The 16,958-nt window shown below is 71.4% G+C and carries 18 protein-coding genes; 8 read left to right on the top strand and 10 right to left on the bottom strand.

Annotated elements, in window-relative coordinates; translation table 11 throughout:
- Window positions 1-47: 47 nt before the first annotated feature.
- Complete coding sequence (locus ABD086_RS13130) at window positions 48-692, top strand: TetR/AcrR family transcriptional regulator (RefSeq protein WP_343908000.1); 645 nt, start codon at window positions 48-50, stop codon at window positions 690-692.
- Window positions 693-763: 71 nt separating this feature from the next.
- Here ABD086_RS13130 and ABD086_RS13125 read toward each other — a convergent pair whose 3' ends face one another.
- From ABD086_RS13125 to galE, 3 genes are read right to left on the bottom strand one after another with little or no spacing between them, the layout of a single operon-like run.
- Window positions 764-1,207 carry a hypothetical protein gene (locus ABD086_RS13125; RefSeq protein ID WP_343907999.1) on the bottom strand — a complete coding sequence of 148 codons (444 nt, stop codon included), beginning with the start codon at window positions 1,205-1,207 and terminating at the stop codon, window positions 764-766.
- A 4-nt stretch (window positions 1,208-1,211) separates the two neighbouring features.
- Window positions 1,212-2,000 (bottom strand): N-acetylmuramoyl-L-alanine amidase family protein, encoded by a 789-nt coding sequence (locus ABD086_RS13120; protein ID WP_343907998.1) that lies wholly within the window; start codon window positions 1,998-2,000, stop codon window positions 1,212-1,214.
- Window positions 1,997-3,001 (bottom strand): UDP-glucose 4-epimerase GalE, encoded by a 1,005-nt coding sequence (gene galE / locus ABD086_RS13115; protein ID WP_343907997.1) that lies wholly within the window; start codon window positions 2,999-3,001, stop codon window positions 1,997-1,999. The genes ABD086_RS13120 and galE overlap by 4 nt, the downstream gene beginning before the upstream one ends.
- An 85-nt stretch (window positions 3,002-3,086) precedes the next feature.
- On the opposite strand from galE, the gene ABD086_RS13110 reads away from it, so the two are divergent.
- Window positions 3,087-3,242 carry a hypothetical protein gene (locus tag ABD086_RS13110; protein ID WP_343907996.1) on the top strand — a complete coding sequence of 52 codons (156 nt, stop codon included), beginning with the start codon at window positions 3,087-3,089 and terminating at the stop codon, window positions 3,240-3,242.
- Here ABD086_RS13110 and ABD086_RS13105 read toward each other — a convergent pair whose 3' ends face one another.
- Window positions 3,243-3,617 (bottom strand): hypothetical protein, encoded by a 375-nt coding sequence (locus ABD086_RS13105; RefSeq protein WP_343907995.1) that lies wholly within the window; start codon window positions 3,615-3,617, stop codon window positions 3,243-3,245.
- A 112-nt stretch (window positions 3,618-3,729) separates the two neighbouring features.
- On the opposite strand from ABD086_RS13105, the gene ABD086_RS13100 reads away from it, so the two are divergent.
- Genes ABD086_RS13100 through ABD086_RS13090 form a run of 3 tightly spaced genes read left to right on the top strand, consistent with a single transcriptional unit; the run spans window position 3,730 to window position 7,042 of the window.
- The gene (locus ABD086_RS13100; protein ID WP_343907994.1) at window positions 3,730-5,058 is read left to right on the top strand and encodes a hypothetical protein; all 1,329 of its coding nucleotides are present in this window, start codon (window positions 3,730-3,732) and stop codon (window positions 5,056-5,058) included.
- Window positions 5,059-5,115: 57 nt separating this feature from the next.
- The gene (gene gmd / locus ABD086_RS13095) at window positions 5,116-6,096 is read left to right on the top strand and encodes a GDP-mannose 4,6-dehydratase (protein WP_343907993.1); all 981 of its coding nucleotides are present in this window, start codon (window positions 5,116-5,118) and stop codon (window positions 6,094-6,096) included.
- Between the two features lies 1 nt (window position 6,097).
- Window positions 6,098-7,042 (top strand): GDP-mannose 4,6-dehydratase, encoded by a 945-nt coding sequence (locus ABD086_RS13090; RefSeq protein ID WP_343907992.1) that lies wholly within the window; start codon window positions 6,098-6,100, stop codon window positions 7,040-7,042.
- Here ABD086_RS13090 and ABD086_RS13085 read toward each other — a convergent pair.
- Both ABD086_RS13085 and ABD086_RS13080 read right to left on the bottom strand, forming a co-directional pair.
- Window positions 6,977-8,773, bottom strand: a complete 1,797-nt coding sequence (locus ABD086_RS13085) for a polysaccharide biosynthesis protein (protein WP_343907991.1) — start codon at window positions 8,771-8,773, stop codon at window positions 6,977-6,979. The two genes, ABD086_RS13090 and ABD086_RS13085, sit on opposite strands and share 66 nt — an antisense overlap.
- A gap of 229 nt (window positions 8,774-9,002) precedes the next feature.
- Window positions 9,003-9,362, bottom strand: coding sequence for a phosphomannose isomerase type II C-terminal cupin domain (locus ABD086_RS13080; RefSeq protein WP_343907990.1), 360 nt, complete (start codon window positions 9,360-9,362; stop codon window positions 9,003-9,005).
- Window positions 9,363-9,504: 142 nt separating this feature from the next.
- On the opposite strand from ABD086_RS13080, the gene ABD086_RS13075 reads away from it, so the two are divergent.
- Window positions 9,505-10,947, top strand: a complete 1,443-nt coding sequence (locus ABD086_RS13075; RefSeq protein WP_343907989.1) for a tyrosine-protein kinase domain-containing protein — start codon at window positions 9,505-9,507, stop codon at window positions 10,945-10,947.
- Here ABD086_RS13075 and ABD086_RS13070 read toward each other — a convergent pair.
- The 4 genes from ABD086_RS13070 to ABD086_RS13055 all read right to left on the bottom strand — a co-directional run bounded on the left by ABD086_RS13070 (window position 10,880) and on the right by ABD086_RS13055 (window position 13,635).
- Window positions 10,880-11,167, bottom strand: a complete 288-nt coding sequence (locus ABD086_RS13070; RefSeq protein ID WP_343907988.1) for a DUF2516 family protein — start codon at window positions 11,165-11,167, stop codon at window positions 10,880-10,882. The genes ABD086_RS13075 and ABD086_RS13070 overlap by 68 nt on opposite strands.
- A gap of 377 nt (window positions 11,168-11,544) precedes the next feature.
- Entirely contained in the window at window positions 11,545-12,171 is a 627-nt protein-coding gene (locus ABD086_RS13065) for a hypothetical protein (RefSeq protein WP_343907987.1), read from the bottom strand.
- 28 nt (window positions 12,172-12,199) lie between these two features.
- Window positions 12,200-12,565, bottom strand: coding sequence for a helix-turn-helix domain-containing protein (locus ABD086_RS13060; protein WP_343907986.1), 366 nt, complete (start codon window positions 12,563-12,565; stop codon window positions 12,200-12,202).
- Window positions 12,566-12,678: 113 nt separating this feature from the next.
- The gene (locus ABD086_RS13055) at window positions 12,679-13,635 is read right to left on the bottom strand and encodes an asparaginase (RefSeq protein WP_343907985.1); all 957 of its coding nucleotides are present in this window, start codon (window positions 13,633-13,635) and stop codon (window positions 12,679-12,681) included.
- A 45-nt stretch (window positions 13,636-13,680) separates the two neighbouring features.
- On the opposite strand from ABD086_RS13055, the gene cysC reads away from it, so the two are divergent.
- Together cysC and ABD086_RS13045 are read left to right on the top strand one after the other, a co-directional pair.
- On the top strand, window positions 13,681-15,897 hold the full coding sequence (cysC, locus tag ABD086_RS13050) for an adenylyl-sulfate kinase (RefSeq protein WP_343907984.1): 2,217 nt from the start codon (window positions 13,681-13,683) through the stop codon (window positions 15,895-15,897).
- Entirely contained in the window at window positions 15,894-16,907 is a 1,014-nt protein-coding gene (locus ABD086_RS13045) for a sulfite exporter TauE/SafE family protein (RefSeq protein ID WP_343907983.1), read from the top strand. The genes cysC and ABD086_RS13045 overlap by 4 nt, the downstream gene beginning before the upstream one ends.
- Window positions 16,908-16,958 lie beyond the last annotated feature (51 nt).

Below are 16,958 nucleotides of genomic sequence, written 5' to 3'. Positions count from 1 at the left end.
TTAGCGATCGTGGCCACACAGTCCGGATTTGTGAGGTTCAATCAGCCATGGCCACCTCACAGGCGGAGCCGCGAAGGGGCCGGGGGCGACCGCGCACGCCCGGTGCCGAGAAGCGGATCATCGACGCCGCGCTCGAGGAGTACGGCGAGCACGGCTGGTCCGGCTTCACGATGGACGGGGTCGCGCGCCGGGCCGGGGTCGGCAAGTCGACGGTGTACCTGCGCTGGCAGGACAAGGACACGCTGCTCAGTGACGCGGTCGGCAGCAGCACCGCCCAGGTCGCCGCGGTGGACACCGGCTCGCTGCGCGGTGACCTGCACCAGGTGGCGACGAACCTGTTCGAGTACTTCCGCGACCCGGCCGGCTGGGCCACGCTGCGGATCACCATCGACACCGCCGGTGCCCAGCAGCGGCTGGGCCGCTTCACCGAGTCGGTCGCCGACGTCCAGGTGGAGCACGTCGACAACATCCTCCAGCGCGCGGTCACCCGCGGCGAGGCCATCGAGGGCATCTCCCCCAACGCCGTCGCCGAGTGCATCTACGGCCCGGTCATCATGCAGACCCTGGGCCTGCGCCTCGACTCCCGCGCGCTCGGCCCCGACGACATCGACGCCCGCGCGACCGAGCTGGTCGACATCGTCCTGAACGGCGTGCTCAGCGGCCCGGCGTACGCGGACCGCTCGAAGCCCTGACCCGTCCCGCCGAGGTCCCGAGCCGGCGGCTCACTGCAGGGCGTTGACCGCGTCGCGCGACCCGGAGGGCGCTACGACGGCAGGTCGATCGCATAGCTGATCAGCGTCTGCCCGCCGGCGACGCTGTTGGTGATGATCACCTGCCGGTCGCCCCGGGTGAGCACCCGCACCGGCGGCGGGTTCCCGCGGCCCGCGGGCTTCGCGTCCCAGCCGGCACCGACCAGCAGCGCCACCGCCTTCGCGACCGCCGCGGGCCGGGACGCGTCGGTGAGGATCGCGACCGCGTAGCCCGGGTCCTTCGGGCCACCCTTCTCCACCGATGCCACGTCGCCCTTGATCAGCGGCACCTCGTCGCGGGGGAAGTCGGCCGGCAGGCCGTCCGCGGCGACCGTCGACAGCGGCGAGCCGGGCCGCGCCGTCGGCTGCGGGTCGGCGGAGCCGCCGTCACTGCCCGAGCACCCGGCCAGAAGCGCGACGCAGAGCACCGAGACAGCCAGCGCTCGTCGCGCGTCCACGCATCTACGGTACTGGCTGGAGGAACCGGCGTACGGCGTCTGCGAGAGCTGCCGCGTACTTCTGGCGCCCCTGCGGGCTGGTCATCCGGTGCGCGTCCGAGGCGTCGCGCATGTTGCCGAGCTCGACCATCACGGTCGGGACGTCGGAGAGGTTCAGCGTGCCGAGGTCGGAGCGGAAGTCGAGGCCGTCGCCGCCGGCGATGTAGTTCGCGACCCGCAGCCCCTTGGCCTTCAGGGCGGCGCGCGTGTCGACGGCCAGCCGCTTCGACGTGCGGTAGATGTCGTGGGTCCACGGCCGACGGTCGGTCGGCGCGATGACGTGGAAGCCGCGGGCGCCGGCGGTGTAGGAGCCGTCACCGTGCACGGAGATCTTGGCGTCGGCGTGCACCTTGTTGCCGGCCCGGCCGCGCTCGTCGACGCACGGGCCCCAGTGCCGCTGGCTGTTGGTAGTGCGGGTCAGCTTCACCGTCGCACCGAGGCGCTCCAGGCGCGCTGCGAGGACCTTCGACACCCGCCAGGCCAGCGTCGCCTCGGGGTAGCCGCCGTTCGTGGCGGTGCCCGTCGTGTTGCACGGCTTGCGGAACCCGCCGGCCGGGACCGGCCGGTTGATCTTGCGCGGGAAGTTGTGGTTGCCGAGCTGGTGCCCGGGGTCGATCACCACGACCCGGCCCGACAACGGTGGTCGAGCTTGTCGAGACCCCCCGGCCTCGACCTGGGCGCCTTGCGCGGGCGACACCGCGCCGCCGGTGGCCACGATGCCGGCGAGCGCGAGCGCTGCGACTGCATACCTCACTCGTAGCCCAGGATCTCCTGGCGCTTCTCGCCCCAGGCCAGCGCGGAGGCGATGGCGTCCTCGAGGGACAGCTCGGTGCGCCAGTCGAGCAGGCGGACCGAGCGGTCGACGTTCGCGAACGCCCCCACCGCGTCGCCCGGTCGCGGCGGCGCCTCCCGGGTCGGCACCTCCTGGCCGTACACGTTCTCGAACGCCGTGAGCAGCTCGCGCACCGTCACGCCCGACCCGGCGCCGACGTTGATCACCACGCTCGGCTCGCCGGCCGCGGCGAGGACCTCATCGAACCGCTCGACGGCCCGCACGTGCGCCCGGGCGAGGTCCCACACGTGGATGTAGTCACGGATGCCGGTGCCGTCGCGGGTCGGCAGGTCGGTGCCGGTGATCGTGAACGCGTCCTTCTGGCCGCGCGCCGCCATCACCAGCTGCCCGAGCACGTGCGACGGCTCCTTGGCGTAGATGCCGCTCTCGAGGTCCGGGTCGGAGCCGATCGGGTTGAAGTAGCGCAGGATGATCGCGCGCAGGCCGGTGGCGACCGCCATGTCCTGGAGGACCTCCTCCATCATCCGCTTGGTACGGGCGTACGGCGAGTTCGGCGCCAGCGGGTCGCTCTCGGTGACCTCGAAGTCGTCCTTGAGGGCGTACAGCGAGGCCGAGGACGAGAACAGCACCCGGCTCTTGCCGAGCGAGTCGAGCTCGTCGAAGAGCTCGAGCGACTTGGCGACGTTGTCGCGGTAGTACTCGTAGGGCAGCTCCACCGACTCCGGCACGACGATCCGCGCGGCCATGTGGATGGTTGCCTCGATGTCGGGGTGCTCGTCGACGATCCGGCGCAGCAGCGCCCGGTCGGCGATGTCGCCCTCGTAGAAGATCCGGTCGCGGACGAAGGCCAGCGGCCCGGTCAGCAGGGAGTCCAGGATCACGGGCGTGTGGCCCGCCTCCTCGAGCGCCTTGGCGGTGACCGACCCGATGTAGCCGGCGCCGCCGGTGACCAGAACCTTCATGCCGGCCACCCTAACCAGTCCGCACTGGTCTGTACCGGTGGGCCTCCGGGCTCAAGTTCCGCCGGCCGCCACCGATGCTCCCGGCATGAAGCGCTCCATTCTCGGGTCGTGGATGTCCGGCCTGTACCGCCAGCCGGTCCACGCCGACGTCCTCGAACCCGCCCGTGGCTGGGAGCCGCTGCCCGACGACGTCTTGGAGTGGATGGGCGCCAGGCCCTACCCGCTCGAGGAGAGCGCGTAGTCAGCGACTGACCCGGAACGTGCGGCTGGTGACCTGGTCGCGCACGTCCGGGCTGCCGCTCACGAAGCGGGCCTGCAGCACGTACTTGCCCGCCTGACCGACCCGGCGGGTGACCAGCACGACGTCCTCGCCGTTCCAGGACTTCGTCTGCCGCGCGGTGTAGCTGCCCGACATCCGCTGCACGACCAGCCGCACCTCACCGCTCGCGGCACCCTCGGGTGGCGCCGGGACGTGGACCTTGACGTGCGGGCGATCCCCCACGGCCACGGGCCGCACCGTCGCGGTCATCGTCGACGGCACGCCGGCATCGGCGCCGGCCGTGCCTCCACACACCGCGAGCGCCAGGGCGACTCCCCCCACGCCGTGCCTGATCATCCCGGTCAGCATAGGCCGGTCGTCGGCCCCCCGGGGCGCGATTGCGAACCTCCGCCGAGGTCCACGGGCCGCTGCTGCTCAGGCCCGGAGCAACCCGGCCGATGGAGCCACCATGCGCAAGACGCTGCCCCTGCTCGCGATCCTCGCGACGCTCGCCTGCACCCTGGTCGCCCCCGCGGCCGGGGCGAGCACCGAGCCGTCGTGGCGGAGTCCGGCGCCGCGGCTGGCGGACACGGGGTGCGGGCAGTCCGCCTGGTCCCAGCTCAACCCCAACGGGTACCCGCTCCCGATGACGTTCGACGGCTGGGGCTGGTGCCCCTCCAGCTCCGGGGCGCTGTGGTGGGCGCGCTGGTCCTACCCGGACTACCCGATCAACCTGGTCCCCGCGGACAGCCCGGAGCCGGCCTTCCAATTCATCTGGGTCACGAACGCGGACGCGCCGAAAACCCCGCTCATCGACTCCTCCCCTGCCCAGGTTCGCAACCAGGTACGCCGGGCGGTCAGCGCGATCGCGGCCAGCAACAACCGCGGCGTGGTCACCGCGGCCGATGCCCAGCGCACGTCGGCGCCGCGGATCGTGTCCTTCCTCGGCACCGGCGCGGACGGCCGGCCCCAGGTGCAGCCGGTCTTCGACAAGGTGAGCGTGCCGCAGGCGGTGCTCCGGCGCGAGCCGTACCAGAACTGGGTCAACCCGGCGACCGGCCAGCTCGAGCAGGGCCTGTGGCCGTACCTCGAGGGCCACGGGTACCCACCGCGAGCGAACCGGCGGTACATCACGGTCACCGACTACTCCGGGGTGTGGAACTACCTGGGCGGCGCCACCGTGGTCCCGTGCTCCGGCAACGGGTACGGCCCGGCCGACACCCAGCCCGGCCCGCAGAACTGCAACAACAGGGGCGGGACCTGGATGACGATCAGCCTCGCCGGCAACGCCTCGCGGGACCTCTCACCGCAGCAGTCCCTCTCGTTCGGGGAGAAGCTGGCGCACGAGTTCGCGCACGCGATGGGCGGGGTCCTACCCGGCAGCCCGCACTACAACACGGACCACCCGTTGCACCCGACCGACTGCGCCGACCTGCTCTGCCTGAACTCCTACGACCAGTCCGGCCAGCACTACACGGCGTGCGGCGGTGGCACGACGGACACGTTCGCGGCGTACACCGGCGGTCTCCTGTCCTCGCCGAGCACCTCGCGACAGGCGTACCGCGCCGACTGCAACCGCGACGACTACTTCGCGCTCAAGCTGGTCGACGGCAAGGTGGTCGAGCAGGACTGGGCCCGGACCCGGTGGGCCGGGGAGAACAACCAGTTCTTCTGGGGCGGCGTGCAGCCGGCCGCCGCGCTCAGCCCGTTCCGCAGCGACCGGTACCCGATCGCGCCGGAGTGCACGTACAACCCCGCCGGATGGTGTCCGCCCGGGGTGCAGCGGACCACCGGCTAGGGCCTCTGGCATCGGTCGCCGAGGGTCGTTGCGGGCGGTCACTGGCACAATCCGTCCATGCCGACCGCGCTCATCACCGGGATCACCGGACAGGACGGGCTGTACCTGGCCGAGCTCCTGCTCGCCAAGGGGTACGACGTGCACGGGGTGATCCGTGGGCAGAACAACCCCAAGCTGGACCTGGTCCAGCGGCTGCTCCCCGACGTGCGCCTCCACAACGGCGACCTGACCGACATGTCCAGCCTGATCCGCGCGCTGCGCGACTCCAGCCCGGACGAGGTCTACAACCTGGGCGCGGTGTCGTTCGTGGCGTACTCGTGGGAGAACGCGCAGCTGACCACCGACGTCACCGCCAAGGGCGTGCTCAACATGCTCGAGGCGGTGCGCCTGCACACCGGCGACCGGCCGGAGGACATCCGCTTCTACCAGGCGTCGAGCTCGGAGATGTTCGGCAAGGTGCAGGAGGCGCCCCAGCACGAGCGCACGCTGCTGTGGCCGCGCTCGCCGTACGGCGTGAGCAAGGTGTTCGGCCACTACATGACGATCAACTACCGCGAGTCGTACGGCATGCACGCCTCCTCCGGCATCCTCTTCAACCACGAGTCGCCGCGCCGCGGGCCCGAGTTCGTGACCCGCAAGATCAGCGAGGCGGTCGCCCGGATCAAGCTCGGACTCCAGGAGGAGCTGGTGCTGGGCAACCTCGACGCCGAGCGGGACTGGGGCTTCGCCGGTGACTACGTCGAGGCGATGTGGCTGATGCTCCAGCAGCCGTACGGCGACGACTACGTGATCGCCACCGGCGAGACGCACTCGATCCGCGACTTCCTGGACGCGGCGTTCCGCCACGTCGGCATCGACGACTGGACGCCGTACGTGCGGCAGGACCCGCGGTTCATGCGGCCGGCCGAGGTCGACCACCTGGTCGGCGACGCGAGCAAGGCCCGCGAGGTGCTGGGCTGGAAGCCCAAGGTGTCGTTCCACGAGCTGGTCGCGCTGATGGTCGACGCGGACCTCGCGGCGACCCGCGGTGGCTGGTGAGATGCGGGCCTTCGTCACCGGGATCAGTGGCCAGGACGGCAGCTACCTCGCGGAGCGGCTGCTCGCCGAGGACGTCGAGGTGCACGCGCTCGCGCACGACGCCGAGCCGCTGCCCGACGTGCCGGACGTGGAGCTGCACCGCGGTGACCTCACCGCGGTGGACGAGGTGCGTGCCCTGCTCGTCGACCTCGCACCCGACGAGGTCTACAACCTCGCCGCGCTGAGCTCGGTGGCGCGGTCGTGGGAGGAGCCCGACCTGACGGCACGCGTGAACGGCGTCGCCGCGGCCGGGCTGCTGGAGTCGGCGCTGCTGGTGCAGGAGAAGCAGGGCCGGCCGGTGCGGTTCGTGCAGGCGTCCAGCGCGGAGATCTTCGGCCAGCCCGACCGTAGCCCGCAGGACGAGTCGACGCCGGTCCGCCCGGTGAACCCGTACGGCGCGGCCAAGGCCTACGCCCACCTGATGGTCGACGTCTACCGTCGCCGCGAGCTGCACGCGGTCAGCGCGATCCTCTACAACCACGAGTCGCCGCGCCGACCCGACCAGTTCGTCACCCGCAAGATCACGTCGACGGTGGCCGCCATCGCGCGGGGCCGCGCCGGCGTGCTGGCGCTGGGCAACCTCGACGCCCGCCGCGACTGGGGCTGGGCACCCGACTACGTCGACGCCATGGTCCGGGCCGCCCGCGCCGACGTCGCCCGCGACTACGTGGTGGCGACCGGCGTCGGCCGCTCGGTGCGCGAGTTCGTCGCGGCGGCGTTCGCCCGCGCCGGGATCAGCGACTGGGAGCCGCTGGTCGTGGTCGACCCGGAGTTCGTGCGGCCGGCCGACCCGACCGAGCTGGTCGGGGACGCGACGCTGGCGCGGACGGAGCTGGGCTGGTCACCGACCGTCGAGTTCGACGAACTGGTCGGACGGATGGTCGACGCGGACCTGGCCGGCCAGTGATTCCAGCGCCGCGCGCACGTCGTCGGCGGCGCCCTGGGTCGGCAGGCCGAGCACCTCGTCGTCGGTGAGCGGCGGCACCGGCACGTGCGAGACCAGCGGGTGGCGGGGCCGGATGTCGCGCGGCTCGTCGTCGGCGAACAGGTCCTCGTGCATCTTCTCGCCCTCGCGCAGGCCGGTGAACTCGATGCGGACCGGCGTCCCGGCCTGCTCCATCAACTGGCGGGCGACGTCGACGATCTTCACGGGCTCACCCATGTCGAGGACGAGCGCCTCGCCCGGCGCGCCGATCGCGGCGGCCTGGATGACCAGCTGGCAGGCCTCCTCGATCGTCATGAAGAACCGGGTGACGTCCGGGTGGGTCACGGTCAGCGGTCCACCCTCGGCGATCTGGCGGGCGAACGACGCGAGCACCGACCCGCGGCTGCCGAGCACGTTGCCGAACCGAACCGACAGATAGACACCGTCGGCGTCCCGCGCACGGTCGGCCGTCATCCGCTCGGCGACGCGCTTGGACCAGCCGAGCACGCTGCAGGGGTTCGCGGCCTTGTCGGTCGAGATGTTCACGAAGCGGTCGACCCCCACCAGGTCGGCGGCCTCGAGCACGATGCGGGTGCCGATCACGTTGGTCTTCACCGCCTCGGCTGGGTACTGCTCCAGCATCGGCAGGTGCTTGAGGGCCGCCGCGTGGAAGACGACGTCCGGTCGCCGGGTCGCGAAGACCCGCCGCACGGCGGTCTCGTCGCGGATGTCGCAGAGGATGACGTCGTCGGAGTCGAGCAGCGCGCGGCCGTGGATCGAGAGCTGGACGGCGTGCAGCGCAGACTCGTCGCGGTCGAGCATCATCAGCTCGGCGGGCCCGTACCGGTGGATCTGCCGGCACAGCTCCGAGCCGATCGACCCGCCGGCGCCGGTCACCAGCACCTTGCGGCCGGCGAGGTAGCTGGCGATCGCCGCCACGTCGGTGTCGAGCTGGTTGCGGCCCAGCACGTCGGTGATGTTGATGTCGCGCAGGTCGCGGATCCCGACCGTGTCGTGGAGCAGCTGGGTCGACGACGGCAGCACCTTGACCGGCACGTCGGCGCGCAGCGCCTCGAGCCGCAGCCGGTTGATCACCTCGGCCGACGCGCTCGGGATCGCGATCACCACGACCTCGGCGTCGAGCCGGGCCACCTGCTTCGCGAGGTCGCGCGTGGTGCCGACGACCGGGACATGGCGGATCCGCAGGTGCCGCTTGCGCGGGTCGTCGTCCAGGAGCGCGATCGGCCGATAGTGACGCTGCGGGTCGCGCAGCATCGAGTTGATCAGTTCCCGGGCGGCCTCGCCAGCGCCGACGACCAGTGCACGCGCGGCGTCGTCACCGGCGCGCTCGTCCCGCTCCTGGAGCATCCGCCAGGTGGCGCGGCCCCAGGCCGCGATCACCAGCGCCCCGAAGGTCGCACCCGCCGGCAGGCTGCGGGGGATCCACTGGATGTAGAGGTTGGCGACGAAGACCGCGAGGCCCGCACCACCCATGAGCGAGCCGAGCAGCACGGCCTCCTCGAGGCTCGCGGTGCGGGCCCGGCCCTGGTGCAGGCGCAACGGCGCCGCGACCGCGACGTACAGGCCGGCGGTCGCCGCGGCGACCGCGAGCAGCTCGCTCCACGGCACCTGGGAGGCGTCGTTGCCGAGCCGCAGCCAGGCGAAGAAGGCGTACGCGAACAGCCACGCACCGACGTCGAAGGCGATCGCCATCGGCGCTCGGTGACGCCTCATACGCGCGACCAGGTCGCTCACAATCCATCCCCCGGACTGTCGGTTGTGCCCACCCCGGCCGTCATCCTGACTCTGCCATGGGGACCCTGTCTGCGGATCCGCGCATGGTCCAGACCAGAACTCGGGCACCGGGCTCGCTCTTGCACGCTAACCCCAACGACCTGTCGTGGGCATGGGTCATAAGGGTGAGATCCGTGGCAGTCTGCCGTTAGTGGCGCAGGGCCTCGGTGCGGCCGTAGTCGTCCTCGAGCCGGCAGATGTCGTCCTCGCCGGTGTAGGAGCCACGCTGCACCTCGATGATCACGAGGTCCTCCTCGTGCAGGTTGCTGATCCGATGGGCGGCGCCGATCGCCACCTCGACCGTCTCGCCTGGCAGCGCGACGATCGTCTCGCCGTCCAGCACGCAGGTGGCGACCCCGGACACCACGATCCAGTGCTCGGAGCGGTGCGCGTGCGTCTGGTACGACAGCCGCTGGCCGGCACGGACCTCGATCCGCTTCACCTTGTACCCGTCGCCCTCGTCGAGCACGTGCCACGTGCCCCACGGGCGAACCTCGAAGTCACCCATCATGGTCAGTCTCCCCCCATGAACGGGGAATGTCACCCGTCCGTACCTCACGGTAGCGGGACTACTCGGCAAACGGAGCGGGAACGCTGGATACTGTTCGCGAAGGCGTCACATGGGGGGCGCCGAGGACGACGGGACTCACGTGGAGCTCAAGGACTACTGGCTGGCAGTTCGACACCGGTGGCGCGTCGTGGTGGCGAGCGTCGCCGTCGCCGTCGCCGTCGCCGCAGCGCTGACCTGGCAGGCGACACCGCAGTACGCCTCAACGGCGAGCATCTTCGTCTCCACGAGCCCGTCGGACGCCGCCGACGCCTACACGGGCAACCTGTTCGCCACCCAGCGGGTGAGCTCGTACGCGGAGCTGGTGGGCAAGCGCAAGCTCGCCGAGCGGGTCGCCGACAACCTCGGCGGCGGGATCGACCCGGCCGAGCTGCAGTCGCAGGTGTCGACCAGCGTCAACCCGGACACGGTGATCCTCGAGATCACCGCGACCGACCCCGACCCGGTCCAGGCGCGCGAGATCGCGCAGGCCTATGCCCAGGCACTCAGTGACGAAGTCGCTGTGCTCGAGACGCCGCAGGGCAAGAACGACGCCCTGGTGCAGGCCTCGATCGTCGACAACGCCCAGGTAACCGACACCCCGGTCAGCCCGCGGCCCGTGCGCAACCTGGGTCTCGCGCTCGTGCTGGGTCTCTTGGTCGGCCTCGGTCTTGCCGTTCTTCGGGAACTCCTCGACACCACCTTGAAGTCCACCGAAGACGTCGCCGCGGTCACCCCGGCACCGATCCTCGGGCGCATCAACGCCGACTCCACGGCGGTCCGCCGCCCACCGGCCGAGGTGCTGGCCTCGGCGACGCCGTGGTCGGAGTCGTTCCGGGTGCTGCGCACCAACATGCAGTACGTCGAGGTCGACCACGACCAGAAGGTCTTCGTGGTCACCAGCGCGCTGCCCGCAGAGGGCAAGTCCACGACCGCGGTGAACCTCGCCGTCACGCTCGCCCAGGCGAACCAGCGGGTCGCGCTCATCGAGTGCGACCTGCGCCGGCCGCTGATCGCGGAGCGGCTGGGCCTGGACGCGGGCGTCGGCACCACCAGCGTGCTGATCGGCAAGGTGCACCTGCGGGACGCTCTCCAGAAGTACGCCGACACCGACCTCTGGGTGCTCGCGAGCGGCCCGATCCCCCCGAACCCGTCGGAGCTGCTCCAGTCGAACGCGATGGAGAAGCTGATCGGCGAGCTGCGCGACGACTTCGACATCGTGATCCTCGACGCCCCGCCGCTGCTGCCGGTCACCGACGCGGCACTGCTCGCGGCTCGCGCTGACGGCGCTCTCATCGTCATCCGGCACGGCAAGACCACCAAGGACCAGCTCACCCACGCGATCGAGCGGGTCGAGGCCGTCGACGCCAAGGTGGTCGGCGTGGTCGTCAACCTCGCCCCTGCCCGGAAGGCGGGTCGCTCCTACGGCTACGGGTACGGGTACGGGTACTACGCGTACGGCTACCCGAGCCGGCCGGCTAGCGACGGGTCAGGGAAGCCAGCGCGGGACGGACGTCGGCGAGGTAGACGAAAGCCGCGATCGTGAACGCCAGGTTCACCAGCCCGATCGGCCCGCCGAAGACCACCTGAGCGACGAGCCCCAGGCCGAGGATGATCGTCCACGCGGCCTTGGTGAGTTTGTTGGCCGCGTGGTAGGCCTCCGCGGAGTACGTCAGCGAGCTGATGAACGCGACGAGCTTCACCACGATCAGCGCGAGCTCGACGACCATCATCACGGTCATCTCCGCCTGGAACACCTGCAGCACGCGCCCAGCCTACGGCCCCGACGGTGGTTGAGGAGGTTGCGCAGCAACCCTCTCGAAACCACCACCCCGGCGGTTGAGGAAGGCACCCGGCTGTCTTGAGGCCCCGGTGCTTGAGGAGGTTGCGCAGCAACCGTCTCGAAGCCACCCCGTTGGTCGAGCCTGTCGAGACCCCCGCACCCAACAAGCCACCCCGTTGGTCGAGCCCGTCGAGACCCCTCCGCTGGTCGAGCCCGTCGAGACCCCTCCGTCGGTCGAGCCTGTCGAGACCCCCGCACCCGACAAGCCACCTCGGGACACACGTCGGGCCCGGGGCTCCGCCCCGGACCCGACACGATGCTGCTCCGTGATGGTCAGAACAGCGTCAGCTGCTCGTCTCTTCAGTCGCCGACCTTCTCGGCGGCGTCGGTGGCCGCGGACGCCGCGTTGGTCGCGGTCTTCTTCGCCGCGGTGGCGGTCGCCTTCGCGCTGCTCTTCGGCGCGGTCGACGACTTCTTCGCGGTGGTGGAGGCCTTCTTGGCGGTCTTCTTGGCCGTGGTCTTCGTGGCCTCGGTCGCCTGGGTCTTCGTGGTCTTCGCCTTCGTCGAGGTCGTCTTGGCCGACCTCACGGTGGCCTTCGTCGACTGCTGGTTGCGGATCCGCTCGACCAGGGTCTCGCCGCGCTTGGCGAGGTCGGCGTAGGCGTCACCCACGGAGGAGACGTTCTCGTTCAGCGCCTTCTGGAGCTCCGCGACCCGCTCCTCGACGGCCGCCCGGCGGGCCTTGGCGTCCTTGGTCAGCGCGTCGACGCGCGCGTTCACGACCGTGGTGGCCTGCTCGCGCAGCACCTTGGGCTCGAGCTCGAAGTCGCTGAACCGCGCCTGCACGTCCTTCTGAACGCCGGCGAAGCGCTTCTGCACATCCGCGACGTACTCGCGCACCAGCTCGACGGCGAGGTCGGTGACGCCGACCCCGGCGTAGAGCGGACGGGTCGCCTCGGTCCTGATGTCGATCTTGGCCTTGGCCATTGTCCTGCTCCTTCTCTTCGGGGGTGGGTCAGTCGCTGCCCTTGTTGAGGGCGAGGAACGACGCGTACACGTCCAGCAGGGACTGCTTCTGCCGCTCGGTGAGCTGGGAGTCGCCGAGGATCGCCAGCTCCACGGAGCCGCCGACCCCGTCCTCGGGGTGGACGATCCCGGCGCGCTGGTAGAGCTGCTCTGCGGAAATCCGCAGCGCCTTGGCGATCTGCTGCAGCACCTCGGCCGACGGTCGGCGCAGTCCACGCTCGATCTGGCTCAGGTACGGGTTGGAGACGCCGGCCTGCTCGGCGAGCTGACGCAGCGTCAGGTGGGCTGCCACCCGCTGCTCCCTCAGGTACTCGCCGAGGGACTCGACGGTCTTGCCGACCTTGCCCTTTGCCATACCCCCATCGTTGCTCGCGTTGCTAGCAATAGCAAGCAAGACGACCTGTGCAACGGTTCACAAGGCAAGAATTTACCTTGAATTCAAAGGGTTTTGCGCCGCTAGCAGAGCAATCAGAGGAGCGCACGAACCTCCCCGACCGGACGTCCGCCACCGAGCAGGACCGCCTCGCCGGTACGCCGCAGCGCGGCGCGATCGACCCCCGGAAGGGCGTCCACGCCGGCGCGCCGCAGGGCGGCGGCCATCAGCACCGGCCGCGCGCGGGCGGCGCCGTCGTCGACCTTCAGCGCGAACGCCCGACCGTCCGGCAGGGCCACGGCGTAGCAAGCCTCGGCGCCGGCCTTGCCGATGGCGTCCGGGATGGCCTCGAGCAGGGCCCGCTCGTCCCGACGGGTCCCGGACACCCACTCCGGGTGCCGACGGATCGCGTCCGCCACGCGGTGCTCCGGGCCGTCCTCCGCGAGCGCCAGGGCGCGGAAGGCACGCGCCAGCCCCAGGAGGGAGGTCGACAGCAGGGGGGCGCCGCAGCCGTCGACGGCGACGACCTCGGCGCGCTCGCCGGTGAGCTCCTCGAAGGTCGCGCGGATGCCCAGCTGCAGGGGGTGGTCCGGCGCCAGGTAGCCGCCGGTGTCCCAGCCGTTGACCACGCACGTCGCCAGCATCGCCGCGTGCTTGCCCGAGCAGTTCATCTGCAGCGCCGTGGGGCCGCCGCCCGCACGGAGCACGGCGTCGCGCTCCTCGTCGTCCAGCGGGTAGTCCGGCGGCGTCTGCAGCGCCGACTCGTCCAGGCCGGCCGAGGACAGGATCTCCCGGACGCCCTCGAGGTGGAACGGCTCACCGGAGTGCGAGGCACAGGCGAGCGCCAGCAGGGTAGGCGGCAGGTCGAGTCCGAGCCGGACCATGCCGAGCGCCTGGATCGGCTTGTTGCACGACCGCGGCAGCATCTGGCGGTCGACCGGGCCGACCGACCAGTCGACCTCCCCGTCGGCGCCGAACGCGACGACCGACCCGTAGTGGTGCCCCTCGACGAAACCGGACCGGACCAGCTCTGCGACGGCGGGGATCGACATGCGTGCAGAGTAACTTCACTGGGATGGCACGATTACTCTGTGCCGATGCCCCCCGTCCCGCAGCACTGTCCGTCGCCGCGCGAGCTCGACGATCTCGAGCTCCTGGTGACGGGTGCGCTGGTGCCGACGGTGGTGTTCAACGAGCCGGGCAGCCCGGTAACGCTCGAGCTCCCACCCGAGGTCGCCGAGGCGGCTCGGGCCGCCGGCGCGGTCGAGCTGGTCGACCCGGAGGGACTGCCGCTGGCGCAGGTCGACGTCCCGGGCGGGACCATCGAGCCGCTCACGCACGCGCAGTTCGGCCCGTTCCGTGACCACTACCTGACGCCGGTCCAGACCCGGGAGCGGTATGCCGGGCGCACCTTCGTGCCGCTCGTCGACGCGCTCACCCAGCCGCAGCTCACGGCGTTGGCGACCGTCGGTCCGGTGGTCCTGTTGCCGCTCGTCGGGCACGGCACCCCCGACCTCTCCCCGGTCGCGCTGATCCGAGCCACGCTCGCGGCCGCCTCCCACCTCGCCGACGCCGTGGTCGTGGCGGTGCCGCTGGCCTCCCACGGCGACCCGGACGTCGACCACGACCTCGGTGTCCAGGTCGTCGCCAACTACGCCGGCGACGACCCCGTCGTCGGGGTCACCGACGACCCGTCCGGCGCCTTCACGCCCGAGATCGCGGCGATCGTCGCCAGCGACCGGCCGGCTCCGGAGGAGCAGGGCCTGGTGCTGTTCTTCACCGGGCTCTCGGGGAGCGGCAAGTCCACGCTCGCCCGGGCCCTGATGGACCGACTGCTCGAGCACGGCGGGCGGACCCTGACCAGCCTCGACGGCGACGTCGTGCGCAGGAACCTCTCCGCCGGCCTCACCTTCTCCAAGGAGGACCGGGAGACGAACATCCGCCGGATCGGCTGGGTCGCCGCCGAGATCTCCCGCCACGGCGGCGTCGCAGTGTGCAGCCCGATCGCGCCGTTCGACGCGACCCGCCAGCAGGTCCGGGCCATGGTCGAGCAGGCCGGCGGCGCGTTCTTCCTCGTGCACGTGGCCACCCCGCTCGAGGAGTGCGAGCGCCGCGACCGCAAGGGCCTCTACGCCAAGGCGCGTCGCGGCGAGATCCCCGAGTTCACCGGCATCTCCTCGCCGTACGAGGAGCCCCAGGACGCCGACGTCCGCGTCGACACGACCGGTCGCACCATCGAGGAAGCGCTCGACGACGTCCTGGTCGCCCTGCGCGACTCCGGCCACCTCGACCTCCTGACCGACCCCACTCCGGTGGTTGAGGAGGTTGCGCAGCAACCGTCATCTCCGGTGGTTGAGGAGGTTGCGCAGCAACCGTCTCGAAACCACCCCGCCCCGGTGGTCGAGGTGCGAGGAGCGCCAGCGACGACCGACCCGGTGGTTGAGGTGCGAGGAGCGCCAGCGACGAGCCTCGAAACCACCCCGGCCGCCGACCCGGTGGTTGAGGAGGTTGCGCAGCAACCGTCTCGAAACCACCCCACCCCGGTGGACGAGCCTGTCGAGACCCCCGCCACCCCGGTGGTCGAGCCTGTCGAGACCCCCGCACCGGCCCACCCGGACCAGCCCGCCGACTCCGGCCTCGACACCCTCGCGGGTCAGGAGCGACAGGAAGAGCAGCCGCAGCCAGTCGAGAAGCCCTCGGCCGGCTTCCAGCCCCGCCTGCGCCCGACTCCCCCGCCGCCCGCACGGACCACCGCCGGCGGCGCCGAGCCCCCCGTGCGCGTCCTCTACATCTGCACGGCGAACATCTGCCGCTCCCCCTTCATGGAGCTCTACTCCCGCCACGTCGCCGGCCCCCATGCCGGGGCCACGTTCGCGAGCGCGGGCACCCGCGGCTTCGACTCCCGGCCGATGCCCCCGGAGATGGCCGCGACGCTGACCGCGCGAGGGGTTCCCGGTGTGGTCCAGTTCCGCAGCCGCGCCTTCGCGAGCGACATGATCGCCCATGCCGACCTGGTGCTGTGCGCCGAGACCGCGCACCGGCAGTTCATCCTCGACGACCACCCGGCGACGTTCCGCAAGGTCTTCACCCTTGGCCAGTTCGCCGAGGCGGTCCGGTCCGCGCCCCCGATGCTGTGGGGCCGGCCCCTGCTCGAGGCGGTGGCCGAGCGGCGCGGCACCGCGAACCCCGACCTCGACGTCCCCGACCCGTTCGGCCAGGGTCCCGAGGCCGCCGGGGCGGCCGCGGCCAAGCTCGAGGAGCTGCTGCGCGTCGCCCTGCCCGCCCTGACCGGATCGAGGAAGATCACCTCATGAGTGACCTGATCACCACCACGTTCTTCTCGATCCTCGCCGCCGGGTTCTTCGTCGGCGTGGTCGTGGGGCTGACGGGGATGGGAGGCGGCGCGCTGATGACGCCGGCGCTGATCTTCCTCGGCGTCGGCGACGCCGCCACGGTGGTCACGGCCGACCTGACGGCCGCTGCCATCTACAAGACCGGCGGCGCGATCGTGCACTCCCGGGAGGGATCGCCCAACTTCTCGCTCGCGAAGTGGCTGGTCCTGGGCTCGGTCCCGCTGGCCCTCCTGGGGCCCTGGCTGGTCCACCAGCTCGCGGGCGAGGAGCCCGAGTCGATCGACACGCTCCTGAAGGAGTGCATCGGCTTCGCCCTGCTGCTCGCGGCCTCGACGTACGCGCTGCGCCTCTGGATCAATCTGCGCCGGGTCCGCAGCGGGGTCGGCGACGCCGACCCGAACCCACGGATCCGGCCGATCGCCACACTGCTCGTCGGCGCCCTGGGCGGCCTCCTGGTCGGTATCACGAGCGTCGGGTCCGGCTCGGTCATCATGATCGCCCTGCTGATGCTCTACCCCGGCCTGGCGGCGGTGAAGCTGGTCGGCACCGACCTGGTCCAGGCCGTCCCGCTCGTGCTCGCCGCAGCCATCTCGAACATCGCCATCAACGGCCTGGACTGGTCGATCCTGATCCCGCTGGTCATCGGCTCGGTCCCCGGCACCCTCCTGGGCAGCCGGATCGCGCCGCGGGTGCCGCAGTCGATCATCCGTCGCGGCATCGTGATCGTGCTGACCATGTCCGGCGTCGCGCTGCTCGACAAGGCCGGCTGGGCGCCGCTCGGCAAGGAGGAGACCCACCCCGGCCTGATCGCCGGCATCGGCATCGCGATGCTGGTGCTGCTGCCGCTGGTGTGGGGCCTGATCCGCAAGACCCAGGGCCTGCCGATGTTCGGCTCCCCCACCGTCGCGGAGCTCGAGGGCGAGGCGCCCCGCACCGACCACAGGACAAGACGGGAAGCGCCGCGGACCTGAGCCCGGCGTACCGTCGGACCCGCGAAGTGAACCACATCACTCCACTTCGCC

This window comes from Nocardioides aquiterrae (assembly GCF_039526625.1).
GTDB lineage: Bacteria > Actinomycetota > Actinomycetes > Propionibacteriales > Nocardioidaceae > Nocardioides > Nocardioides aquiterrae.
The sequence above is the reverse complement of the archived record's forward strand: the minus strand, read 5'-3'. Positions and strand labels throughout refer to the sequence as shown.